Origin of the sequence: Burkholderia diffusa, assembly GCF_001718315.1 — a bacterium.
Taxonomy (GTDB): domain Bacteria; phylum Pseudomonadota; class Gammaproteobacteria; order Burkholderiales; family Burkholderiaceae; genus Burkholderia; species Burkholderia diffusa_B.
This window is the reverse complement of record NZ_CP013362.1, coordinates 3,095,472-3,119,053: the sequence shown is the minus strand read 5'-3', so window position 1 is coordinate 3,119,053 and position 23,582 is coordinate 3,095,472. Positions and strand designations below refer to the sequence as shown.

At 69.1% G+C, this 23,582-nt stretch carries 21 protein-coding genes and 1 pseudogene; 10 read left to right on the top strand and 12 right to left on the bottom strand.

Annotated features, from left to right (window positions below; genetic code table 11):
• Window positions 1–322: 322 nt before the first annotated feature.
• On the bottom strand, window positions 323–2,161 hold the full coding sequence (locus tag WI26_RS14340; protein WP_069226240.1) for an EAL domain-containing protein: 1,839 nt from the start codon (window positions 2,159–2,161) through the stop codon (window positions 323–325).
• A gap of 391 nt (window positions 2,162–2,552) precedes the next feature.
• Window positions 2,553–3,605 (bottom strand): bile acid:sodium symporter family protein, encoded by a 1,053-nt coding sequence (locus WI26_RS14335; protein WP_069226239.1) that lies wholly within the window; start codon window positions 3,603–3,605, stop codon window positions 2,553–2,555.
• 344 nt (window positions 3,606–3,949) lie between these two features.
• On the opposite strand from WI26_RS14335, the gene WI26_RS14330 reads away from it, so the two are divergent.
• The 3 genes from WI26_RS14330 (at window position 3,950) to WI26_RS14320 (ending at window position 7,003) form a co-directional block, all read left to right on the top strand.
• On the top strand, window positions 3,950–4,447 hold the full coding sequence (locus tag WI26_RS14330) for a hypothetical protein (protein ID WP_059465919.1): 498 nt from the start codon (window positions 3,950–3,952) through the stop codon (window positions 4,445–4,447).
• 346 nt (window positions 4,448–4,793) lie between these two features.
• Window positions 4,794–5,870, top strand: a complete 1,077-nt coding sequence (locus WI26_RS14325; protein ID WP_059465836.1) for a porin — start codon at window positions 4,794–4,796, stop codon at window positions 5,868–5,870.
• Window positions 5,871–6,043: 173 nt separating this feature from the next.
• The gene (locus WI26_RS14320) at window positions 6,044–7,003 is read left to right on the top strand and encodes a LysR family transcriptional regulator (protein WP_059465837.1); all 960 of its coding nucleotides are present in this window, start codon (window positions 6,044–6,046) and stop codon (window positions 7,001–7,003) included.
• A gap of 114 nt (window positions 7,004–7,117) precedes the next feature.
• Here the strand turns inward: WI26_RS14320 and WI26_RS14315 are convergent, their stop codons facing one another.
• Window positions 7,118–8,077 carry an NAD(P)H-dependent flavin oxidoreductase gene (locus tag WI26_RS14315; RefSeq protein ID WP_069226238.1) on the bottom strand — a complete coding sequence of 320 codons (960 nt, stop codon included), beginning with the start codon at window positions 8,075–8,077 and terminating at the stop codon, window positions 7,118–7,120.
• Window positions 8,078–8,356: 279 nt separating this feature from the next.
• Between WI26_RS14315 and WI26_RS14310 the strand changes: the two genes are divergently transcribed.
• Window positions 8,357–9,253: an alpha/beta fold hydrolase gene (locus tag WI26_RS14310; RefSeq protein WP_069226237.1), complete on the top strand. Its 897-nt coding sequence runs from the start codon at window positions 8,357–8,359 to the stop codon at window positions 9,251–9,253.
• Window positions 9,254–9,277: 24 nt separating this feature from the next.
• On the opposite strand, the gene WI26_RS14305 is transcribed toward WI26_RS14310, so the two are convergent.
• On the bottom strand, window positions 9,278–9,772 hold the full coding sequence (locus WI26_RS14305) for an Lrp/AsnC family transcriptional regulator (RefSeq protein ID WP_063550587.1): 495 nt from the start codon (window positions 9,770–9,772) through the stop codon (window positions 9,278–9,280).
• Between the two features lie 113 nt (window positions 9,773–9,885).
• On the opposite strand from WI26_RS14305, the gene WI26_RS14300 reads away from it, so the two are divergent.
• Entirely contained in the window at window positions 9,886–10,788 is a 903-nt protein-coding gene (locus WI26_RS14300; protein ID WP_059465841.1) for a DMT family transporter, read from the top strand.
• 231 nt (window positions 10,789–11,019) lie between these two features.
• Here WI26_RS14300 and WI26_RS14295 read toward each other — a convergent pair whose 3' ends face one another.
• Genes WI26_RS14295 through WI26_RS14275 form a run of 5 tightly spaced genes read right to left on the bottom strand, consistent with a single transcriptional unit; the run spans window position 11,020 to window position 14,096 of the window.
• The gene (locus WI26_RS14295; RefSeq protein ID WP_059511865.1) at window positions 11,020–11,226 is read right to left on the bottom strand and encodes a DUF1289 domain-containing protein; all 207 of its coding nucleotides are present in this window, start codon (window positions 11,224–11,226) and stop codon (window positions 11,020–11,022) included.
• On the bottom strand, window positions 11,223–11,729 hold the full coding sequence (locus WI26_RS14290; RefSeq protein ID WP_069226236.1) for a YbaK/EbsC family protein: 507 nt from the start codon (window positions 11,727–11,729) through the stop codon (window positions 11,223–11,225). The genes WI26_RS14295 and WI26_RS14290 overlap by 4 nt, the downstream gene beginning before the upstream one ends.
• Window positions 11,730–11,750: 21 nt before the next feature.
• Window positions 11,751–12,683, bottom strand: coding sequence for a hydroxymethylglutaryl-CoA lyase (locus WI26_RS14285; RefSeq protein WP_069226235.1), 933 nt, complete (start codon window positions 12,681–12,683; stop codon window positions 11,751–11,753).
• A 29-nt stretch (window positions 12,684–12,712) separates the two neighbouring features.
• The gene (locus WI26_RS14280; protein ID WP_069226234.1) at window positions 12,713–13,654 is read right to left on the bottom strand and encodes a 2-hydroxyacid dehydrogenase; all 942 of its coding nucleotides are present in this window, start codon (window positions 13,652–13,654) and stop codon (window positions 12,713–12,715) included.
• 4 nt (window positions 13,655–13,658) lie between these two features.
• On the bottom strand, window positions 13,659–14,096 hold the full coding sequence (locus WI26_RS14275; RefSeq protein ID WP_069226429.1) for a VOC family protein: 438 nt from the start codon (window positions 14,094–14,096) through the stop codon (window positions 13,659–13,661).
• Between the two features lie 246 nt (window positions 14,097–14,342).
• On the opposite strand from WI26_RS14275, the gene WI26_RS14270 reads away from it, so the two are divergent.
• Window positions 14,343–14,966 (top strand): RBBP9/YdeN family alpha/beta hydrolase, encoded by a 624-nt coding sequence (locus WI26_RS14270; protein WP_059465846.1) that lies wholly within the window; start codon window positions 14,343–14,345, stop codon window positions 14,964–14,966.
• A gap of 54 nt (window positions 14,967–15,020) precedes the next feature.
• Here WI26_RS14270 and WI26_RS14265 read toward each other — a convergent pair whose 3' ends face one another.
• Window positions 15,021–17,141: a phosphocholine-specific phospholipase C gene (locus WI26_RS14265; RefSeq protein WP_069226233.1), complete on the bottom strand. Its 2,121-nt coding sequence runs from the start codon at window positions 17,139–17,141 to the stop codon at window positions 15,021–15,023.
• Between the two features lie 51 nt (window positions 17,142–17,192).
• Complete coding sequence (locus WI26_RS14260) at window positions 17,193–17,477, bottom strand: hypothetical protein (protein WP_059913577.1); 285 nt, start codon at window positions 17,475–17,477, stop codon at window positions 17,193–17,195.
• A 531-nt stretch (window positions 17,478–18,008) separates the two neighbouring features.
• Between WI26_RS14260 and WI26_RS14255 the strand changes: the two genes are divergently transcribed.
• The 4 genes and pseudogenes from WI26_RS14255 to WI26_RS32980 all read left to right on the top strand — a co-directional run.
• Entirely contained in the window at window positions 18,009–18,761 is a 753-nt protein-coding gene (locus WI26_RS14255; RefSeq protein ID WP_069226232.1) for a 2Fe-2S iron-sulfur cluster-binding protein, read from the top strand.
• Between the two features lie 13 nt (window positions 18,762–18,774).
• Window positions 18,775–19,776 carry an FAD binding domain-containing protein gene (locus WI26_RS14250; protein WP_069226231.1) on the top strand — a complete coding sequence of 334 codons (1,002 nt, stop codon included), beginning with the start codon at window positions 18,775–18,777 and terminating at the stop codon, window positions 19,774–19,776.
• Window positions 19,773–21,998: a xanthine dehydrogenase family protein molybdopterin-binding subunit gene (locus WI26_RS14245; RefSeq protein ID WP_069226230.1), complete on the top strand. Its 2,226-nt coding sequence runs from the start codon at window positions 19,773–19,775 to the stop codon at window positions 21,996–21,998. The genes WI26_RS14250 and WI26_RS14245 overlap by 4 nt, the downstream gene beginning before the upstream one ends.
• A pseudogene (locus WI26_RS32980) lies at window positions 21,992–22,219 on the top strand (glutathione S-transferase); the annotation flags it as partial. The gene WI26_RS14245 and the pseudogene WI26_RS32980, both read left to right, overlap by 7 nt.
• 67 nt (window positions 22,220–22,286) lie before the next feature.
• Here the strand turns inward: WI26_RS32980 and WI26_RS14235 are convergent.
• Window positions 22,287–23,543 carry an MFS transporter gene (locus WI26_RS14235; protein ID WP_069226229.1) on the bottom strand — a complete coding sequence of 419 codons (1,257 nt, stop codon included), beginning with the start codon at window positions 23,541–23,543 and terminating at the stop codon, window positions 22,287–22,289.
• Window positions 23,544–23,582 lie beyond the last annotated feature (39 nt).

The window sequence follows — 23,582 nt, the reverse complement described above, 5'->3', positions numbered from 1 at the left end:
GGGAGAGGCGGGAGAGGCGGGAGAGGCGGGAGAAGCGGGAGAAGCGGGAGAAGCGGGAGAGCGGGAGAGGCGGGAGAGGCGGGAGAGGCGGGAGAGGCGGGAGAGGCGGGAGAGGCGGGAGAGGCGGGAGAGGCGGGAGAGGCGGGAGAAGCGAGAGAAGCGAGAGAAGCGAGAGAAGCGAGAGAAGCGAGAGAAGCGAGAGAAGCGAGAGAAGCGAGCGGCAGGCCGTTACGGGGAGTCCGACGGCCGCGCGACACCGGCTCCACCGTCGCTGCCGTCCGCGCCCCCGGGCGGCGCGCTTGCGTCCGTCGCCCTCGCCGTTTCAGCCCGCTGCCGCGTGCGGCGGCCCGCCGCGATCGCGCAGCGCCGCGCGGCCCGCATCGAGATCGACAACCGCAAGCCCGTCCGGCTGCTGTTTCGCGCGCCGCTTCGCGAGCGCCGCGACCGACGCGATCTCGTCGCTGCCGTAGCGCATCGCGCCGTTCGCGCCCGCCGGCACGCCGACCGCGCCGATCGCCATCGTCACGAAACCGAAGAACGCGGGGTTGCCGTGGCGGTCCTCGCCGCGCAGCCCGCCCGCGAGCCGGTCGGCCTGCGTGTAGAAGCGCCGCGCGCCGTCGTTGAAGCGCGCGATCGCGTCGGCCGCGCGCGCGTGCCAGTCGTCGCGCTGGAACAGCACGAGGAAATCGTCGCCGCCGACGTGCCCGAGAAAGTCGCGTTGCGGATCACACACGCCGGCCAGCACCGTTGCCGCGAACTTCAGCACTTCGTCGCCCTGCCAGTAGCCGTATTGGTCGTTGAACGGCTTGAACTGGTTCAGGTCGACGTAGCATGCATGGAAGCCGGCGTCGCGCGCCAGCAGGCGCTCGATGTGGGCGCTGATCGGGATGTTGCCGGGCAGGAACGTCAGCGGATTCGCATAGCGCGCGGCCTCGATGCGCATCTCGGTCACCGCGCGCACGAGGCTCTCGCCAGTGCCGAGCCCGACGTAGCGGCCGTGCTCGGTGATCACGAAGCCGTCCGCGAGGTAGCGCTGGTCGTGGCTCGCGAGCAGCATCGCGAGCTGTTCGACCGACGTCGCGTTGTCGATCATCAGCGGCGCATCGTTCGCGAACTGCAGGCACGGCTTCTTTCCGAACACCTCGCGGTGGTACGGCAGCGTGAAGCGGTCGATGAAGCCGCGCCGGTTCACGAGCGCGACTGGCCGCCCGCCTTCGACGAGCGCGACTGCATGCAGGGCCGGCATCCGGTTGAACAGGTCGAGCACGTCGTTGCTGGTTGCATCCAGCGGCAGCGCGGGCGCGGGGACGAGCATCTTCGCGGCGATCGTGCCGCTCGGCCGCGCGGTGCGCGTCGCGCCGGGGAACACCGCAATGTGCGGGGTGCGGATCGCATCGCGCGCGGCCTGCGCGACGACCGGCGACGGTTGCGCGTCCGGCCGGCCGAGCAGGAAGCCCTGCACGCAGCAGATGCCCATGTCGCGCACGACGATCAGGTCGCATTCGTTCTCGATCCCTTCGGCGATCAGCTTCGCGCCGCTCGCATGCGCGAAGTGCTGCATCGCCCTGACCGCCTCGAACTTCAGCGGATCACGCGCGATGTCGTGGATGAAGAAGCGGTCGATCTTCACGACGTCCGGGTGCAGGCGCAGCCACAGGTTCATGCTCGCGCTGGCGGTGCCGTAGTCGTCGAGCGCGAACTGGATGCCGGCGTCGCGCAGCGACGCGACCGCCGGCCCGATGCGCGCGACGTCCGGCATCGCGGTCTGCTCGGTCAGCTCGATCACGATGCGCTGCGCGCCGACCCGCGCGCGTCCGAGCAATTGCCGCGCACGCTCGCGTTCGCGCGCGAGTTGCAGGATCGTGCCCGCGCTGAAGTTGAGGAACAGCTTGCCGTCGCAACCGAGTGCCGCGAACGCGTCGAGGCAGGTGAGGGCGGCCGCCTGTTCGAGCGCGATGGTCGTGCCGTCAAGGGCGGCCTGCGCGAACAGCGCGGCCGGCGGCTCGAGCTCCGTGCCGCGCGGGCCGCGGATCAGGCCTTCGTAACCGACGACCGTGCCCGACCCGAGGTCGACGATCGGCTGGAATACGGCCGCGAGCGCACGTTCCGCGATCAGGCGCGTGGTTGGGGCGACGGAGGGGGCGGGATGGGGCGCGAGCATGGCGAGGGGCCGAGGCGACGGGACGCCCGACTTTAACGGCAGCTTGCGTGGAGAATTGAATGAAGATTTCGTGACGCGATGCACGTCGATGGTGCATGCGTCGTCCGGAGTGGACAGGCGGCGGCGTGGCCGAGAAGGCCGAGAAGGCGGAGAAGGCCGAGAAGGCGGAGAAGGCGGAGAAGGCGGAGAAGGCGGAGAAGGCGGAGAAGGCGGAGAAGGCGGAGAAGGCGGAGAAGGCGGAGAAGGCGGAGAAGGCGGAGAAGGCGGAGAAGGCGGAGAAGGCGGAGAAGGCGGAGAAGGCGCGAAGGCGCGAAGGCGGAGAAGCGGAAAGGGGAATCAGAGCGACGCAAATACCCCCGCGCGGCCAGCCATGCCGGCCACGCAGTCTCGGTCAGCGCTTGCCCGCGCTCAGCGCCTCGCGTCCGCGTGCAGCGTTGGCCGCGCCTTCGTCGCCTTCGTCGCCTTCGCGCTCGCCGCGCATGTCGCGCGCGCCCCAGCGCTGCGCGAGCGCCGCGCACGCCATCAGCTGGATCTGGTGGAACAGCATCAGCGGCAGCACGATCGCCCCGACCGCCTGCGCGGAGAAGATCACCTTCGCCATCGGTACGCCGGCCGCGAGGCTCTTCTTCGAGCCGCAGAAGATGATCGTGATCTGGTCGGCGCGGTTGAAGCCGAGCCGCTTGCTGACGAACGTGGTCAGCACCAGCGCGATCACCAGCAGCACGACGTTGACGACCAGCAGGCCGCCGAGCGCGCGCGCCGGAATCTGGTGCCACAGCCCCTGGTTCACGGCCTCGCTGAACGCGACGTAGACGACGAGCAGGATCGAGCCCTGGTCGACGAAGCGCAGCACGCCACGATTGCGTTCGATCCAGCGGCCGATCACGGGCCGCAGCAGCTGGCCGGCGATGAACGGCACGAGCAGCTGCATCACGATGCTCCCGACGGTGCTCCACGGCGACGCGGCCGAGGCCGACTGCGACGTGATCATCAGCCCGACGAGCGCCGGCGTCACGAAGATCCCGAGCAGGCTGGACGCGGACGCCGCGCACACGGCGGCCGGCACGTTGCCCTTGGCGATCGACGTGAACGCGATCGACGACTGGACCGTGGACGGCAGCGTGCACAGAAAGAGCACGCCGGCGTAGAGCGCCGGCGTGACGAGCGGCTGCAGCACGGGCTTCAGCGCGAGGCCGAGCAGCGGGAACAGCGCGAACGTGCTGAGCAGCACGACCGCATGCAGCCGCCAGTGGGTGGCGCCCGCGACGACGGCTTCGCGCGACAGCTTCGCGCCGTGCAGGAAGAACAGCAGGCCGACCGCGACGTTGGTCGCCCAATTGAACGCATGGGCGGCCGGGCCGCGGCACGGCAGCAGGCTCGCGAGCACGACGGTGCCGACGAGCGCGAGCGTGAAGTTGTCGGGAAGGAAACGGGGACGGGCCATCGGGAAACTCGATTCGGAAACGGCAGGCGCGCGTGTCGCGCGCGAAGCCGATATTGTCCGGGCAGACCATTCAATAAACAAATTCATTGTGCGAATCGATTGATGAATCGGCTGCATCCGAGGGCGGTGCCGGCGACGGGCGCTCGATGCGCAAAACGGCAGAAGAATGTTCTGCCGCGATTGCGCCCCGAAGTGAAAAAACCTAGCAGTAACATGGTGTTACACCGATGCCCGCGACCTAACACTTTTTGGCTCGACACCGTTTCGGGGCGCTCATAAATTACTGCTGAAAGGCTTGCGTCGGCCGGAAACACCCGGCGGCAGGCGGCAACAGGCACTGAATGATGACGGAACGGGTGAAACTGAAGGTCGGACGATGGGTGGCAGGCGTGCTCGGCGCGCTGCTGGTGCCGCTCGCGCTCGCGCAGCCGCCGCATGGCGGCCAGGCGTTCGGCGGCGGCCAGGGCTTCGGTCACGGTTTCGGTGGCGGCGACATGCGCGCATATGGGCAGCCGGCCGGCAACGCGCCGGTGTGGCGCCGGACGCTGCCGCCGGGCGGCGCGCGTAGCGGCGGCGTGAGCGGCTACGGTTCCCGCTGGGGGCTGCGGCCGACGCCGTCCTACGGCCATTACGCCGCGCAAAGCCCGTATCGTCCGATCAGCGCCGATTCCCGCCAGATGCCGCGCCCGCCGGGCGGCGGCAACGTGCCGCTGCGTGCCGGCTCGATCCGCGCCGACGTCGCGCGCTACAACGAGGAGCGCGGCGGCCGCCCGATGCCGCCGCCCCGCGCGCAGGAAGATCCTCCGCACTCGCCGTTTTTCTCCCCGTTCTACCGAAACTGAACGCCCCGCGCGTTCGTCCCCCGCCGGGTGTGATGCGAATTCGCCACAGTCGCGCGCAGATTTCCGCTGATTTTCCCCCCGCATTGCGCTATCTTTCGCGCCCGGCGCGCGCGCGTCCGGCGGCTTGCCCATCGCGTGAGCGCTCCGCGCGGGGCCGCTGCGGCGCGCCTGGCCATGTGCCGATTCAGCGAAGTTAATGCTGCCGCTATACCCGCAATAAGTGTGCGCAATTTTGACCGGACGCATGATCCGTAAAGATGGCTGCGCCCCATACGACGCAAGCAATCGGCTCCAAAAAACAACGCTCGCGCCACTTATCGACACTTCGACAAAACCTGGAGATCCCATGAAAGCATTCGCTCGCCGTGCGTCGCGCACGTCCGTCAAGCTGATCGCCGCGGCCGCCTGCGTGGCGGCAACGGCACCCGTCCACGCGCAATCGAGCGTCTCGCTCTATGGTCAGGTCGACGAATGGGTCGGCGCCACCAAGTTCCCGGGCGGCAATCGTGCATGGAACGTGTCGGGCGGCGGGATGTCGACGTCGTACTGGGGCCTGCACGGCGCCGAGGATCTCGGCGACGGCTACAAGGCGATCTTCACGCTGGAGAGCTTCTTCCGTGCGCAGAACGGCCAGTTCGGCCGCTTCCAGGGCGACACGTTCTTCGCGCGCAACGCATACGTCGGCGTCAGCTCGCCGTACGGCACGGTGACGGCAGGCCGCCTGACGACGCACCTGTTCCTGTCGACGATCCTGTTCAACCCGTTCTACGATTCGTACACCTTCTCGCCGATGGTGTACCACGTGTTCCTCGGTCTCGGCACGTTCCCGACCTATCCGAGCGACCAGGGCGCGGTCGGCGATTCGGGCTGGAACAACGCGCTGTCGTACACGTCGCCTTCGTTCGGGGGCCTGAATTTCGCGGCGATGTACGCGCTCGGCAACACGGCAGGCGACAACCGCTCGAAGAAGTGGAGCGCGCAGTTCAACTACGCGAACGGCCCGTTCGCGGCGACCGCCGTCTACCAATACGTGAACTTCAACAACGGCCCGCAGGATCTGAGCTCGCTCGTGACCGGCATGAAGAGCCAGGGCATCGGGCTGGTCGGCGCGACCTACGACCTGAAGTACGTGAAGCTGTTCGGCCAGTACATGTATACGAAGAACGACCAGGTTGCCGGCAGCTGGCACGTGAATACCGCGCAGGGCGGCGTGTCGGTGCCGCTCGGCGTCGGTAACGCGATGGCGTCGTATGCGTACTCGCGCGACGGCGGCGGCCTCGACCAGACGCGCCAGACCTGGGCCGTCGGCTACGACTACCCGCTGTCCAAGCGCACCGACGTCTACGCTGCGTACATGAACGACCACATCAGCGGCCTGTCGAGCGGCAACACATTCGGCGCAGGCATCCGCGCGAAGTTCTGACGATCGGCCTGCCGGGCACGCACGCGCATCGCGTGTCCCGCCTGCCGGTCTTCCGCCCCCGAAACGGCGCCGCGTCATGCGGCGCCGTTTTGCCTTTGTTGACCTTCTTGTTTCCTCGCCTTTGTTACCCTATCCCGTAATTGCATGATTCCCAGGAATTGCGGGCTAGTTCGATGGATACCCTCGTCAGCATGAATGTGTTTCGCTACGTCGTCGAAGTGGGCAGCTTCGTCGGCGCGGCGGAGCGCATGCAGATGTCGGCCGCGATGGCGAGCAAGCACGTGATGCATCTCGAGCAGCAGCTCGGCGCGCGGCTGCTGCATCGCACGACCCGACGCGTCGCGCCGACCGAGGCGGGACGCGAATACTACGAGCGCCTCGTGCAGGCGCTGTCGGAGCTCGACGAGGCCGGACAGGCGGTCGGCGCCGCGAGCGTCGTGCCGCAGGGCCGCCTGCGCGTGACGTCGCTGTCCGCGTTCGGCTTGCGGCATGTGATGCAGGCCGTCACCGATTATGCGGGTCGGTTCCCGGACGTGACCGTCGACATGACGCTGTCCGATCGCGTGGTCGACCTGATCGAGGAAGGCTACGACGTCGCGGTGCGCGCGGCGCCGAACGGACTGAAATCGTCGTCGCTGGTCGCGCGGCAGATCGCGACCGCGCACATCCTGCTGGTCGCGTCGCCCGAGTATCTCGAGAAGCACGGCACGCCCCGAACGATTGCCGATCTCGCGCACCACAATTACCTGCGCCGCGATTCGAATTCGACGATGCTCGATTCGCTCGTGATCGACGCGGCCGCCGCGTCGCGCGTGAACCTGAACGGCAACCTGATCGTGAACCATCTCGAGGGGCTGCGCGCGGCCGTGCTCGCGGGCGCGGGCATCGCGCTGCTCGGCACCGAGGTGATCGGCGACGACATCGAATCCGGCCGTCTCGTGCCGGTGCTGCTCGACTCGGTGCCGCCGCACGAGGCGCCGATCTATGCGGTGTATGCGAGCCGCCGCCACGTGTCCGCGAAGGTGCGCTCGTTCGTCGACTTTCTTGCCGCACGCTTCGAAGGGCAGTCGCTGTGCCCGTCGATCGAGTCGCGCCTGCGCGTGCTGCCGATCACGCGAATCAAGCGCGCCTGACCCCGCGCCGATACCGCTGCATGCAGATGTAAAAAAGCGCGAGCCGTTGCGGTTCGCGCTTTTTTGTTTTTTGTCCGACGTTGTGCGCGGCAGTGGCGCAACCCGCCGCTCGCGTCAGCGCGCGATGCCGAGACGCGCCTTCGCTTCGTCGTACTCGCGCTTGAGCCGCTCGACGAGCGCGCCGACGCTCGGCAGGTCGTCCATCAGGCCGACGCCCTGGCCGGCGCCCCAGATGTCCTTCCACGCCTTCGCCTTGTCGCCGCCGAAATTCATCTTCGACTTGTCCGATTCCGGCAGCGCGTCCGGATCGAGTCCGGCCTTCTCGATGCTCTCGCGGATGTAGTTGCCGTGCACGCCGGTGAAGAGGTTCGTGTAGATGATGTCCGACGATTTCGCGTTGAGGATCGCGTGCTTGTAATCCTCGACCGCGTGCGCTTCCTGTGTCGCGATGAAGCGCGTGCCCATGTATGCGAGGTCGGCGCCCATCGCCTGCGCGGCGAGGATCGAGCCGCCGTTCGCGATCGAGCCGGACAGCACGATTGGACCGTCGAACATCTTGCGCACTTCGCCGACGAGCGCGAACGGCGACGTCGTGCCCGCGTGGCCGCCGGCGCCGGCCGCGACGAGGATCAGCCCGTCGACGCCGGCTTCGAGCGCCTTCTGCGCGTGACGCAGGTTGATCACGTCGTGCAGCACGATGCCGCCGTAGCTGTGCACCGCGTCGACGATTTCGCGCGCCGGCGCGCGCAGGCTCGTGATGAAGATCGGCACCTTGTGGTCGACGCACACGCGCACGTCATGTTCGAGCCGTACGTTCGACTGATGGACGATCTGGTTGACCGCGATCGGGCCGATCACCGCATCCGGGTGCTTCGCCTTGTGGTCGGCGAGCTCGGCCTGGATCTGCGTGAGCCATTCGTTGAGCAGTTCGGAAGGACGGGCGTTGAGCGCGGGAAATGATCCGACGATGCCCGCCTTGCACTGCGCGAGCACGAGTTCGGGATAGCTGACGATGAACATCGGCGACGCGATGACGGGCAGCGTCAGGTTCTGCAGGACGGCGGGCAATGCCATGTGATGTCTCCAGTCTCGAGGGGCGGCCGGATGCGGCGCGGTCGCGCCGACGCCGGCATCAATGCGTGGCGGTCGAACGATGCTTCGAGTGTAGCGGTGCAGCGAGGCGCTCATATTAATACGAACGGTCGTGCGATTCTACGCGAGCTTAGCAAACGGCGCGGCATGTCCACAATCGAGTGAGTGTTCTCTTTCTACGCATTCGGGCATCTGGCGCGCGCAGCGTCCGGCCGCGCGCTCCTACAATAGCCGCCATAACAAACCAACGAGAAACAAACCATGTCGTTTGAGGCGTTTGCACCGTTTCGCGTGACGGTGCGGGACACCGACATCTTCGGTGTCAAAGGAGGCGCGGGGCCGCCGCTTCTGTTGCTGCACGGCCATCCGCAGACCCACATGATCTGGCATCGCGTCGCCGCGACGCTGGCGAATCACTTCACGGTGATCGCGACCGACCTGCGCGGCTACGGCGCGTCGGGCAAGCCACCGAGCGATGCGCGGCATGCGCCGTATTCGAAACGCGCGATGGCGGCCGATCAGGTCGCCGTGATGCGGCATTTCGGCTTCGAGCAATTCCACGTGTGCGCGCACGATCGCGGCGCGCGCGTTGCGCACCGGCTCGCGCTCGATCATCCGGTGGCCGTCGAGCGGATGATGCTGCTCGACATCGCGCCGACGCTCGCGATGTACGAGCAAACCGATCGCGCGTTCGCGACCGCGTATTTCCACTGGTTCTTCCTGATCCAGCCGGCGCCGCTGCCCGAGACGCTGATCGAAGGTCGCACCGACGCGTACATCGAGCGCGTGATGGGCAACCGGTCCGCCGGGCTCGCGCCGTTCGCGCCCGAGGCGCTCGCCGCGTATCGCGCCGCGCTCGCGCAGCCGGGCGCGGTGCATGCGATGTGCGAGGACTACCGCGCGTCGGCGACGATCGACCTCGAGCACGACCGCGCGGATCTCGAGCGCGGCAACAAGGTCGCGTGCCCGCTGCGCGTGCTGTGGGGCGAAAACGGGATCGTCGGACGCTGCTTCGATCCGCTCGACGAATGGCGGCGCGTCGCGCGCGACGTCAGCGGCCGCGCGCTGGATTGCGGACACTACATCCCGGAGGAGGCGCCCGTCGCGCTGATCGACGAACTGCTCGCGTTCTTCGAGGCGCGCGACGCGGCCGCGTGAGCGGCGCCGGCCACGCGGCGACGGTCAGCGGCGCGCGGCGGCGTCGTCGTCGACGAGCGGCGGCAGGCGGCGCGGCACCGGCGTCGATTTCACGATCGCCGTGCTCGTTTCAGCGCGCTCCGTCACCTTCGACAGGATGTCGTCGAGGTGCTCGATCGTGCGCAGGTAGAGCCGGCAGATGAAGCAGTCCTCGCCGGTCACCTTGTCGCATTCGACGAATTCCGGAATTCGCCGCAGCACCTCCTCGACGAGATGCAGCTGCCCCGGCAGCGGCTTCACGCGAACGATCGCCTGCAGCGTGTAGCCGAGCGCGCGCGGGTCGAGCTCGACGGTGAAACCCGCGATCACGCCCTGCGCTTCGAGCCGTCGCACGCGGTCGGCGGTCGCGGGCGCCGACAGCCCGATCTGTCGCGCCAGTTCGCTGGTGGCGATGCGCGCATCCTCGGCCAGCGCCGCGAGGATCGCGCGGTCGGTCGCGTCCAGCGACGCGACGGCGGGCGGGGAAAGGCGTTTCGACATGATCGCTTTGCTTTCGAAGGTGAATCGGTGGTTTCGCTTCAGTTTAGTCGTGGATGCACGGAAAGCAAGTTCCTAGAATCGAAGTCATCACCTCTCGTCAAACGGAGTCCATGATGGCCTCGAACGAAATTCGCCGCGGCGCCGCCGAGATGGTCGTCGCGATGCTGATGTCCGGCACGATCGGCTGGCTCGTGATGTCGTCGCAGCAACCGCTCACCAACGTCGTGTTCTTCCGCTGCCTGTTCGGCGCCGCGACGCTCGCGATCGTCTGCGCGGCGCTCGGCTTCCTGCGTCGCGCGCTGTTCTCGCCGCGCATGCTCGCGCTCGCGACGCTCGGCAGCGTCGCGATCGTCGCGAACTGGCTGCTGCTGTTCGCCGCGTATTCGCGCGCGTCGATCTCGATGGCGACCGCCGTCTACAACACGCAGCCGTTCATGCTCGTCGCGCTCGGCGCGATCGTGTTCCGCGAACGGATCAGCGCGTCGACGATCGCGTGGCTCGCGCTCGCCTTCATCGGGCTCGTGTGCGTGGTGCGCGTCGAGCCGGCCGTGCTCGCGGTGCCCGGCGAATATCTCGAAGGCGTTGCGCTGTCGCTCGGCGCGGCGTTCCTGTATGCGGTGTCGTCGATCGTCACGAAGCACCTGAAGGGCACGCCGCCGCATCTGCTCGCGCTGCTGCAGGCCGGCCTCGGCATCGTGCTGCTCGCGCCGTTCGCGCATTTCGGCAGCTTGCCCGCGACGGCCGCGCAGTGGCTCGATCTCGTCGTGCTCGGCGTCGTGAATACAGGTCTGATGTATGTGCTGCTGTACGGCGCGATCCAGAAGCTGCCGGTCGCGATGACGGGTGCGCTGTCGTTCGTCTATCCGGTCGTCGCGATCATCGTCGATCGCGTCGCGTTCGGGCAGACGCTTGCGTGGACGCAGGTGCTCGGCGCGCTGCTGATCCTGCTCGCGGCGGCCGGCGTGAACCTCGGCTGGCGCATCGTGCCGGCGCGTCGCACGGCGCTCGGCAACTGAAACGGTCGTGCGATTCGGCTCGCCGTTACGGCTTGCCGCTACGGCAGGCTGCCGACACCGGCTGGCGCCGCATCCGGGAACGAAGGTTGCGCGCGAAGTGCTGTAAGAAGTTGTAGGGAAACACCCGATGCGATGCTGCAGCGTCGCTCGTATGATGCGGGCTGTGACGTTGATCACGTTCACAGGATTCCGATCTCATGCCGTTCGCCAAGCAGGCCGAACGGCATTTTTTTATGCGCCGCTCCGTGCGAGCAGGCGCCGCCGCGCGTCGAGCCGCGCGAGCAACATGCGCCTCGCGTCGTCGTCGGACGCGCGCCATCCCTTGATCTCGTCGCGCGTGCGCAGGCAGCCCGCGCACCAGTCGGTGCGCGGATCGATCCTGCATACGTCGGTGCACGGCGACGCGACCGTGCCGACTGGTACCGGCACGTCGCTCATGCGTCGTTGCGCAGCGCGACGTCGGCGACCGGCGCGCCCGTCAGCGATACGAGTTCCTGCGGCGACAGGTTGAATACCGCGTGCGGATGACCGGCGGCCGCCCACAGGCTGTCGAGTTCGAGCAGATCGGCGTCGATCAGCGTGACCGGTTCGACGAGATGGCCGATCGGGCAGACGCCGCCGATCGCGTAGCCGGTGTTGTCGCGCACGAATTTGGCATCGGCGCGGCCGACCGCGCCAACTTGCGCGGCGACTTTCTTCTCGTCGACGCGGTTCACGCCGCTCGCGACGACGAGCACCGGCAGGCCGTCCGATTCGCGGCGAAACAGGATCGACTTCGCGATCTGCGCGACGGAGCAGCCGAGCCCGGCCGCGGCCTCGGCGGAGGTCTTGCCGGTTTCGGCGAGCATCACGATCCCTTTTGAATGACCGCGTTCGCGCAGCAGCAGCGCGACGCGTCGCGCGGAATCGGGGAGAGAGTCGAATGAAGCGGGTGTCGTCATGGGTAATCCGAAGGTGTGGGATCAGACGCAGCTCGGTGTGTCGGCCGCGCTTTGCGCCTTGGCGAGCAGCGCGCGACCGGCGCGCGACACGTTCGCGCGGCCGATCGCGTTCGAGATGAAGTCGCCGGCGGCGACCACTTGCGCGAGGTCGATGCCGGTGTCGATGCCGAGGCCCTGCATCAGGTACAGCACGTCCTCGGTCGCGACGTTGCCGGTCGCGCCCTTCGCATACGGGCAGCCGCCGAGGCCGGCGACCGACGCGTGGAAGATCTCGATTCCTTCGAACAGCGCCGCGTAGATGTTCGCGAGCGCCTGGCCGTAGGTGTCGTGGAAATGGCCCGACAGCCGCTCGCGCGCAAACACGCGCGTGACGGCTGACAGCACTTCGCGCGTGCGCTTCGGCGTGCCGACGCCGATCGTGTCGGCGATGTCGATCTCGTCGCAGCCGAGCGCGGCGAAGCGTTCGACGACGTCGACCACCGATGCGACCGGCACCTCGCCCTGGTACGGGCAGCCGAGCGCGCACGACACGCTGCCGCGCAGCCGCAGGCCGGCGTCCTTCGCGGCCTTCGCGACCGGCTCGAAGCGCGCGATGCTCTCGGCGATGCTGCAGTTGATGTTCCGCTGCGAGAACGCCTCGCTCGCCGCACCGAAGATCACGACTTCGTCCGCGCGCGCGGCGAGCGCATTCTCGAAGCCCTTCAGGTTTGGCGTGAGCACCGAGTACACGGTGCCCGCGCGGCGCTCGATGCCGGCCATCACGTCGGCGCCGTCGGCCATCTGCGGCACCCATTTCGGCGACACGAACGACGCGGCCTCGATGTTGCGGAAGCCGGCGCGCGACAGACGATCGACGAGCGCGATCTTCACGTCGGTCGGCACGAAGGTCTTTTCGTTCTGCAGCCCGTCGCGCGGGCCGACTTCGACGATCTTGACGGCGGTGGGGAACGTCATGGTTGTCTCCAGTTTTGTATGGGCGGAATTCAGTAGCCGCGCGCGTAGTCGACGATGCCGCCGACGCGCTCGCCGCGCTCGAGCGCGCGGATCTTGCCGGCGATCTGTTCGACGGCCTCGTCGCGCAGCGTCTCGGCCGAGCTGTGCGGCGTGATCGTGATGCGCGGCGCGTGCCAGAACGGATGATCGGCGGGCAACGGCTCATGCTGGAACACGTCGAGCGTCGCGGCGGCGATCCGGCCGCTCGCGAGCGCGTCGAGCAGGTCGGCTTCGACGAGATGCGCGCCGCGTGCGACGTTCACCAGGTACGCGCCCGGCGCGAGCCGTGCGAAGGTGCGTGCCGACAGGATCCCGTCGGTATCGCGCGTGCTCGGCAGCAGGTTCACGAGCATCTTCGCGCCGTCGATGCATGCGTCGAACGCGTCGTTGCCCGCGAAGGTCTCGACACCATCGAGCCGTTTCGGGCTGCGGCTGTAGCCGCGCACCGGCAGGCCGAGCGCCGCGAGCGCCTGCGCGACCTGCGCGCCGAGCACGCCGAGGCCGAGCACCGCGACGGTGAAACTCGCGCGCGGATGCGGCTCGAGCACCTGCCAGCGGCGCACGCGCTGCAGCGCATCGTATTCGTCGAAGCGGCGCAGGTAGCGCAGCGCCGCGTGCGTCACGTATTCGATCATCTGCCGCGCCATGCCCGAATCCTCGAGGCGCACCAGCGGCACGTCGCGCGGCAGCGTGCCGGGATGCGCGCGCTCGAGCGCGAGCAGCGCATCGACGCCCGCGCCGAGATTGAAGATCGCGCGCAGGCCGTCGCGCGGCGCGAACACCTCGCGCGGCGCGCGCCACACGAGCGCGTAATCGGCGGCGCCCGTGTCGCCCGGCTGCCATGCGCGCAGCTCGGCCTCGGGCAGCGCTTGCGCGATCGCGTCGCGCCATGCGTCGGCTTCCTGATGTGGCGAGTAGAACAGGATCTTCATGCGTCTACTTCGCGAACAGCTGGCCGATGTCGGCGAACGCCTTGAACTCCAGCGCGTTGCCGCACGGATCGAGGAAGAACATCGTCGCCTGCTCGCCGACCTCGCCCTTGAAGCGGACGTGCGGCTCGATCACGAAGCGCGTGTGCGCGGCCTTGAGCTTGTCGGCGAGCGCATGCCATTCGTCCATCGACAGCACGACGCCGAAATGACGCACGGGTACGTCATCGCCGTCGACCGGGTTCACCGCGCTCTTGCCGGTTTCGTCCGGCGCGAGATGCGCGACGAGCTGATGGCCGAAGAAGTCGAAGTCGACCCAATGCTCGGAGCTGCGGCCCTCGGGGCAGCCGAGCAGGCCGCCGTAGAACGCACGTGCGCCGGCGAGGCTCGACACGGGAAAGGCGAGATGGAACGGGCGCAGCGCGCCGGCGGGCGTAGCGGACATCGGGCGTCTCCTGTCGATCGGAACCGGCGCGGCGGCGCCCGGTTCGATCCGATGCAAGGCAAGCGGGAAGCCCACATTCTACGGTTTCGTGGCGCGTTGCGCCGCCGCGAGGCGGCCGGCCCGCACCGAGCGGCCCGTGCCGTCGGCTGTCCCGCGCAAAAGCAAAGCACAAAATATTGGTTCGGCTGCCACGTGCGGCGCGCCACAATCGAATCTCGTCTTCAAGCAAAGCAAGCGAGGGCAATCATGCGCGCATGCAGCAAATCGGCGTGGCCGCCGCGGCTCGTGACCGTTCCGGGCCTGCACGGCAGCGAAGGCGCCCACTGGCAGACCTGGCTCGAGCGGCAGTTCCCGCGCTCGCTGCGGGTCGAGCAGGCCGACTGGGATGCCCCCGATCTCGCACGATGGGCGCAGTCCGTGCGCGCGCTGCTCGAGCGCGAGCGCGGCCCGTTCGTGCTGGCCGCGCACAGCTTCGGCTGCCTGGCGGCCGCGCATGCGCTCGCGCAGTGGCCGCAGGCGGCCGACGTCGCCGGCGTGCTGCTCGTCGCGCCGGCCAGTCCGAGGAAATTCACGTTCGCGGGGCCGTTCGACGCGCGCCGGCTCGCGGTGCCGTCGATCGTGATCGGCAGTGAGACCGATCCGTGGATGCCGCTCGCCGATGCGCGCACGCTCGCGCAGCGGCTCGGCAGCGCATTCGTCAACCTTGGCGACGCGGGACACATCAACACCGCGGCCGGCTTCGGGCCATGGCCGCGCGCGAAGCACTTCATCGACACGCTGGTGCACTGTGCCGCGCCGCTGCGCTTTCGCGACGCGGACGACGGCTTCGACGCCGCGCTCGTCGATCGCGCGCTCGCGCACGCGATCTGACACCACGCGCACGCGCTGCGCGACCGGGGCCGCGCAGCGTCGCGCCGCCGGCGCTTACGACGCGGAAACCGGGCGCACGGCGGCCGGATCCGAGTAGCTCGGCCGGCCGTTTTCGACGTGGCCCGCGAAGCGGCGCGAGAACGTGCCGTTCGCGCCGTCGCTCACCGTCACGTCATACCAGTGGTGGCTCGACGCGAGCGCCCATTGTTCGACGTGTTCGTCGCCGCCGTGCAGCGTCACCTGGCGCGCGGGCGTGCCGTACGCGTTGTCGGCCAGCGTCAGCGTGACGTGCCCCGCGCCGTGGTTGCGCAGCTTCAGGTACAGGTTGCCGTTCGCGATGTCGTAGCCGGCCTTCACTTCCGGCTGTGCATGGTTGCGGCGGCGCGCCGTCGCGGCCGACACGTTGCCCGCGAACATCCGCACGAAGCCGTTCGGCCCGTACACCGAGAACGCATACGCGCCGTTCGTCTCCGTCAGGTCGAAGTCCGCATGCAGCACGCGGCGCGCGCCGACCGTATAGCGCCACGGGCCGTCGGTGCGGTTCGTCGCGTACACCTGGAAGTGCGCGCCCTGGTTGCCGCGGTTCGCGAACTCGATGCGCAGCGTGTTGCCGCCGTAGATGCTCGCGTTCACGTGCAGTTCGTACGGCAGCGCACGCGCGGGGCGCACGCCGGGCTCCTGCGGATCGATAGGCGAGAGCGTCGCGGGCACGGTCGGCGCGGGCTGCGACGTGCATTGCTGGTCGGCGATCGTGCGGTACTGGCTCGTGTCGGGCAGCGTCGGAAACGTCGCATCGGACGAGCGGAAGTCGAACGCGGCGGTGAGGTCGCCGCAGACGGTCCGGCGCCACGGCGTGATGTTCGGCTCGTCGACGCCGAAGCGCTCGCCGATGAAGCGGATCACCGACGTGTGGTCGAACACCTGCGAGCACACGAAGCCGCCTTTCGACCACGGCGACACGACCGTCATCGGCACGCGCGGCCCGAGGCCGTACGGCAGGCCGTCGGCCGTGTAGCTGCCGCCGCGGCCGGGATTCACGACCGTGTGCAGCTCGCCGTCGGTGGTCACGGTCGATGCGCCCTGCGCGGCCGACGTCGGCGGCTGCGGCGGCACGATGTGATCGAAGAAGCCGTCGTTCTCGTCGTACATGATGAACAGCACGGTCTTCGCCCATACGTCCGGATTCGCCGTGAGCGCGTCGAGGATCTGCGACGTGTAGTTCGCGCCGTATGCGGGCGTGTATTTCGGGTGCTCGGAGAATACGGCGGGCGGCAGCAGCCACGACACCTGCGGCAGGCGGTCGTTGATCACGTCGTCCTTCAGGTTGTCGAGCGTGCGCACCGTCTGCGCGCGCTGGTACAGCGACGAGCCCGGCTTCGCGTTGATGAAGTTCGTGAAGTTCTGCAGGATGTTCGTGCCGTAGTTGCCGTTGTACGGATCGGCCCACGTGAGCCCCTGCTGGTAGATTTGCCACGACACGCCGCGCGCCTCGAGCCGTTCGGGGAAGGTCGTCCACGACAGCAGCTGATACGCGGGCGGCAGGTCGCCGTCGACGTAGTCGGCGTTGTCGAGCAACGGGCCGCCGAACTTGCCGGTCGGGTCGACCGTGCCCGTCATCAGATACGAGCGGTTCGGGTGCGTCGGCCCCGGCAGCGAGCAGAAGTAGTTGTCGCACACGGTGAACGCATCGGCGAGCGCGTAGTGGAACGGGATGTCCTCGCGCACGTGATAGCCCATCGTCATGTCGGTCTTGTTCGCGGGCCATTGATCGTAGCGGCCGCCGTCGATCGCCGCGTGGGTCTTCGCCCACGAGTGGTCGAGCGCGCCGAGGCACTGCGCGCTGGTCGTCTTCGTGTCGAGCCGGAACGGCAGCACGGGCTTCGTCGGGTCTTCCTTCGACGGCTGGTACCACACCGGCTTGCCGCTCGGCAGCGGGATCGGGAAGCGGTCGTTGTAGCCGCGCACCCCGCGCAGGTGTCCGAAGTAATGGTCGAACGACCGGTTCTCCTGCATGAACACGACGATGTGCTCGACATCGCGGATCGTGCCGGTGCCGCGCGCGGCCGGAATCGCGAGCGCGCGGCGGATCGATTCGGGGAACGCGTTGAGCGCGACGGCCGCGCCCGCGGACTGTGCGACGGTGTGCAGGAAACGGCGGCGGCTGGATGACGTCATGTTATTTCACCTCGGTTCTGCGATCGGGGGAGAGGGACGGGAACGGCGGGATCAATGTGCCGACGATGCGGCGACGCCGGACGCGCCCGCGTTGGTCGCGGACTTCGCGTCGTCGTCATCGTCGGGCGGGTAGTGGACGACGGGCGGCGCGAGCGGTGCGGCATCGGACGCGGCGGCGCTCGCGCCCGCGTCGCTGTTGAACGCGCTCGCGGAGCCGGGCGCTGCGCCGGCCTGCCGGGAGGCGTCGGCCGCGTGCGCGTCGTGCGGCGCGTCGTCGCTGCAGGCGGCGACGAGGGCGGCGGCACATAGAACGACGACGAGGGCGACGCGACGCATGACTTCTCTCCTGGCAGGCGGATCGGGAAACGTTTTCGAGTATGCCGGTGCGATGCGACGATTCGGTGAATCGTTTGCGACCGGAGCATGATCGCGAAATGCTTTCGCAAACCTGACCGAACGCTTTCTCGGAACGTCGCACGTACGGCGGAATTTTCCATCGGATGCAGATGCTGCACGCGCTTGCATCCGCGTGCGGCCCAGCGACCGCGGGCGCGCGGAGCGGGCGTGTGCGTGGCGCCCTCGATACCGCCGGCAAATCGGTGATCGATGCATCGCCGCTTACGCCGAAAAACGGGCGTTTCTTGCCGTCTCGTCAGCAAGCGGTCAGCTGCACGCCAGCACGGCGCCATGCATGCGCCATCAACGGCAAACCGGGATGGCGCGCCGTGCGCTACCGCCCATCGACGCGGCCCGAACCTGTCCGCGGCACCGGAATTGCTATCTGCACCGATGCGCGTGCCGTCCCGCGCGACCATTCGCGCACGGGCGGCACATCCGCGTCCATCAACCATGGAGCGAGCAGAAGCCATGTCCAGCGATCCATCCGATTCCCCACCGGCCGAACCCGCGCGCGATGTCGCCCGCTCGAGGCTCGGAGCCGGCCGGTCAGCGGCGCTGCCGTTGACGCACGATACGCCGTCGAGTGCCGCGCGGCGCCGTTTTCTCCAATCCGCGGCGGCGGCGACGGTCAGCGCAGCGTCGCCCGTCCATTCGCAGCCGTCGCACGCGGCGTCTCCCTCCGCGGTTGCGCGCCGCGATCCGGTACCGGCACGCCCCGTTCGTCTCGACGTCAACGGACGCGAATATGTGCTGCAGCTCGAGCCGCGTGTCACGCTGCTCGACGCGCTGCGCGAATACGCGGGGCTCACGGGCACGAAGAAGGGCTGCGATCGCGGGCAATGCGGCGCATGCACGGTGCTCGTCGACGGAAGACGCATCAACGCTTGCCTGACACTCGCGGTGATGCACGAAGGCGAGCGGATCACGACCGTCGAGGGGCTCGCGCGCGGTGGCATGTTGAGCCCGATGCAGCGTGCATTCATCGAACACGATGCATTCCAGTGCGGCTATTGCACATCCGGCCAGCTCTGCTCCGCGACCGCGCTGCTCGACGAGTTCGCGGCGGGTGCCGCGAGCGCGGTGACCGGCGACGTGCGGCAGCGTCCCGTGCAACTGTCGGACGACGAGATTCGCGAACGCATGAGCGGCAATCTGTGCCGCTGTGGCGCATACCCGAACATCGTCGCCGCCGTGCGCGCCGCGCACGCGGCCGCCACCTAGAGGGGCCAGCGCAATGGAAGCGATCACATACGAACGCGCAACGGATGTCGCCGATGCCGTGCGGGCGGCACAGCGGCCGGGCACGGCGTTCATCGGCGGCGGCACGAACCTGCTGGATCTGATGAAGGGCGGCGTCGCGCGGCCCGTCACGCTCATCGACATCACGCGCATCGATGGGCTCGACACGGTCGATGCGCTGCCCGGCGGCGGCTTGCGCATCGGCGCGCTCGTGCGCAACAGCGATGCGGCCGATCATTCGCGCATCCGCGCGGACTATCCGCTGCTGTCGCAGGCGCTGCTTGCCGGCGCATCGGCGCAATTGCGCAACATGGCGACCATCGGCGGCAACCTGATGCAGCGCACGCGCTGCCCGTATTTCTACGATCCCGCGTTCGCGCAATGCAACAAGCGCGAGCCGGGCAGCGGCTGCGCGGCCATCGGCGGCCACAACCGGATGCACGCGATTCTCGGCGCCAGCCCGCAATGCGTCGCGGTGAACCCGTCGGACATGAGCGTTGCGCTCGCGGCGCTCGACGCCGTCGTGCAGGTGAGCGGGCCGAACGGTGCGCGGCAGATTCCGTTCGCGACGTTTCACCGCCTGCCCGGCGATCGACCCGATCTCGATACGACGCTCGAACCGGGCGAACTGATCACCGCAGTGGACCTGCCGCCGCCGCGCTTCGCGGACCATGCGCATTACCTGAAGGTGCGCGACCGCGCGAGCTACGCATTTGCGCTGGTGTCGGTCGCCGCCGCGTTGCGCATGGACGGCCCGCGCATCGCCGATGCGCGGATCGCGCTCGGCGGTGTCGCGCACAAACCGTTGCATGCCACGGACGCGGAGCGGCATCTGGCGGGGCGCGCGCCGACCGATGCCGCGCTGCACGAGGCGGCCGCGCTTGCGTTGCGCGATGCGCATCCGCTCGACGGCAATGCATTCAAGATCGCGCTCGCGCAGCGCGCGATCGTCCGCGCGGTGAAAATCGCCGCCTCGGCGACCGGAGGTGCCGCATGAACACGCTGACCGGACAGCCGCTCGACCGCGTCGACGGCGTACTCAAGGTGACGGGCGGCGCGCATTACGCGGCCGAATTCACCGATGCGCGGCTCGCGCATGCGGTGCTCGTGACCAGCACGATCGCCGCCGGCCGCATCGAATCGATCGACACGGCGCGCGCACGCGCGATGCCGGGCGTGCTGCTCGTGATGACGCACGAGAATGCGATGCGGCTGCCCAATGGCGGCCGCCCGCCCCTGTCGCCACCCGCCGGGCGCCGGCTCACGTTGCTGCAGGACGACAAGGTGCGCTACAGCAACGAGCCCGTCGCGGTGGTCGTTGCCGACACGCTCGAGCACGCGACCGACGCCGCGAATGCCGTGCAGGTGCGCTATCGGGCGAGCGATGCCACGCTCGATTTTCTGCATGCGAAGCGCGGCGCGCGCGTGCCGCCGACGCAGCAGGGGCGCCCGATGGACACCCAGCGCGGCGACGTGGATGCCGGCCTGCGCGAAGGCGCGGTGCGCATCGACGCGACCTACACGACGCCGATGCAGCACCACAACCCGATCGAACCGCACGCGACGATGGCGCACTGGGACGGCCCGACGCTCATGCTGCACGACGCGACGCAGGGCGTGTCGGGCGCGAGCACCGCCGTGGCCGCCGTCTTCGGCATCGCACCGGAACACGTGCGCGTGATTTCGCCGTTCCTCGGCGGCGGATTCGGCTGCAAGGGCTCGTCGTGGTCGCACGTGTCGCTTTGCGCGATGGCGGCGAAGCAGGCCGGTCGCCCGGTCCGGCTGGTGCTGACGCGCCCGCAGATGTTCGGCCCGGTCGGCGGCCGGCCGTTCACCGAGCAGCGCGTCGTACTGGCCGCCCGCCGTGACGGCACGCTGACGGCGATGCGTCACGACTCGATCGTCACCACGTCGACCTTCGAGGACTGGACCGAGATGTGCGGGATGCCGTCGCGCATCATGTATGCGGTGCCGAACCAGGCGACCACGCACCGGATCGTGTCGCTGAACGTCGGCACGCCGACCTTCATGCGCGCGCCGGGCGAGGCGTCCGGCTCGTTCGCGCTGGAGTCGGCAATGGACGAACTCGCGTGGCGGCTCGGGATGGATCCGGTCGCGCTGCGGCTCGCGAATTACGCGCAGGTCGATCCGCAGGACGGCAAGCCATGGTCGAGCAACGCGCTGCGCGAGTGCTACCGCGTCGGCGCGCAGCGTTTCGGCTGGTCACGCCGCACCGACGCGCCGCGCACGATGCGCGACGGCGACACGCTGATCGGCCTGGGGATGGCCGCCGCGACGTATCCCGCGAATCGCAGCGAGGCCACGGCGCGTGCGCGCATTCTCCCGGACGGCACGGCCGAAGTGGCGTCGGGCACGCAGGACATCGGCACGGGCACCTATACGGTCATGACGCAGGTCGCTGCCGATGCGCTCGGCTTCGCGCTGCAGAACGTGCGCTTCGCGCTCGGCGATTCGAGCCTGCCGCGCGCGCCGGTATCGGGCGGGTCGCAATCCGCGGCGAGCGTCGCGCCGGCCGTGCGCGAGGCCGCGCTGCAGGCGCGCGCGAAGCTGATCGCGCTGGCGATCGCCGATTCCGGGTCGCCGCTGCACGGTGTCGCAGCCGACGACGTAACGGTCGACAACGGCTGGGTCGTGCATCGCGGCGACCCGTCGCGGCGCGATCCGGCTGCCGCAGTGATCGCGCGAGCGGGCGGCCAGCCGATCGACGCGTTCGCGACGACGAAGCCGGGCGACGAGAAGTCACGCTATGCATCTCATTCGTTCGGCGCCGTGTTTGCGGAGGTGCACGTCGATGCCGAACTCGGCACGATCCGCGTGGCGCGCATCGTCGGCGTGTACAGCGTCGGCAGCCTGCTCAATGCGAAGACCGCGCGCAGCCAGCTGATCGGCGGGATGGTGTGGGGGCTCGGCACGGCGCTCGAGGAAGGCTCGTATCTCGACCTGCGGCACGGCCGCTTCACGAATGCGAATCTCGCCGAATATCACGTACCGGTGAACGCGGATGTCGGGGTGCTCGACGTCGCCTTCGTCGACGAGCGCGACACGCATTTCAATCCGCTCGGCATTCGCGGAATCGGCGAAATCGGGATTACCGGCGTGCCGGCCGCGATCGCGAACGCTGTCTATCACGCGACAGGCGTGCGCGTGCGCGACCTGCCGATCACGCTCGACAAGGTCGCGATGCCGATGCAGGCCTGATCGATGCCGCGAACGCATCGATCGAACCCGCGCTCGCCGACGGTCGCACGTCGCCCGGGCCGGGCGGCCATTCGATCGTCGATCCGTTCCTGCTGGTGCTGTATCGCCGGGGTGTTGCGATCGGGCTCGACATGACGCGGCATCCCGCCTGGACCGCGCATGCGCGGCGCGAGGCAGAGCGGCCGGCCGCGCGGCGCGCGCTGGCCCGCGAGCCGGTATGACGGCGCGAGCACGGCGTGGCCTGGACGGCATCGGCGGCGGTGTCCGCGTGTTCCGCGCGATGGCTCGCTATCGCGCGAACAGCGGCCAGGTCGCACCCGCAATCAGCGCGGCCGCGAGCCAGACCACGCTCCACGAACTGACGGCGAGCAGCGGCGGAATCGCGAGCGGCGTCGCGAACAGGCCGAGATAGACGATCGTGTTCGCCATCCCGAGTGCGGTGCCCGCGTGGTTCGCGCCCGCGAGCGTCGCGAGTTCGGTGTACGCGACGCCGTGCCACGCCGACACGCAGATGCCGGCGAACACGAGGATCGCGACGATCGCGGCGAGCGGCACGTGCGGGCTGCCGGCGGTCGCGGCCGCGAGCAGCGCGAACGAACCGGCCGCGACGCAGACCGACCCGCGCAGGTACGCACGCCGGTTGCCGTGCCGATCGGTATGGCGGCCGCTCCACACGCGCATCACCATCGCGCCGAGCTGCAGCGCGACCATCGCCGCGCTGATGCCGGCGAGGCCGAGCCGGCCGAAATCGTGCAGGAACACGGTCGCGAACGTGAGCACCGCGAACTGCGGCGCACACAGCGCGCCGATGCCGAGCACGATGCGCCATACGCGCCCGCTCGCGAGCGGGCTGCGCGCGGGCGCGGCCGGCTGCGGCTGCGCGGCGGGGCGGTGCGCGCCGGCCGGCGCGTCGGGCGGTTCGTGCAGCCAGCGCCACGTCAGCGCGGCCGATCCTGCGCAGAGCAGCATCAACGCGCCGTACACCGCGGCGAAGCCCGCATGCGACGCGAGCGACGGCAGCAGCGCCGCGCCGACGCCGCCGCCGAGCGGCACGGCCGTCTGGCGGATGCTCATCGCGAGCCCGCGTTCGCGCTCGCCGAACCAGCGCATCACCGCGCGTCCGCTCGATCCGTTCACGCTGCCGCCGAGCAGGCCGACGCAGCACATCGCCGCGACGACGCGCATGAGCGGCGGCACCGCATGCGCGCTCGGCACGATCGTGGCCACCATCAGCGCAAGCATCGCGGCCGTCGCGACGAGGCCGGCGAGCAGCACGCGTCGATCGCCGAAACGGTCGGCGGCGATTCCCCACGGCAGCTCGGACAGCGCGACGCCGAAGCCGAGCGCGCCGAGCACGAGGCCGAGCGCGCCGTTGTCGAGGTGATAGGCCGAGCGCATCCACACGGCGGTGGTCGGAATGCCGGCCGCGGCCGCGGAAAAGCTCATGTTCGCGGCGACGCCGGCCGCGAGCACGCGCCAGCGATGTGCCGGGCCGCGCGCGGCGTGCGCGGGCGAGGTCGGAGAAGCGAGGCAGGAGGTATCCATGGCGACAGGGCCCGTTTGGAAATTGACATCGCCAGTGTG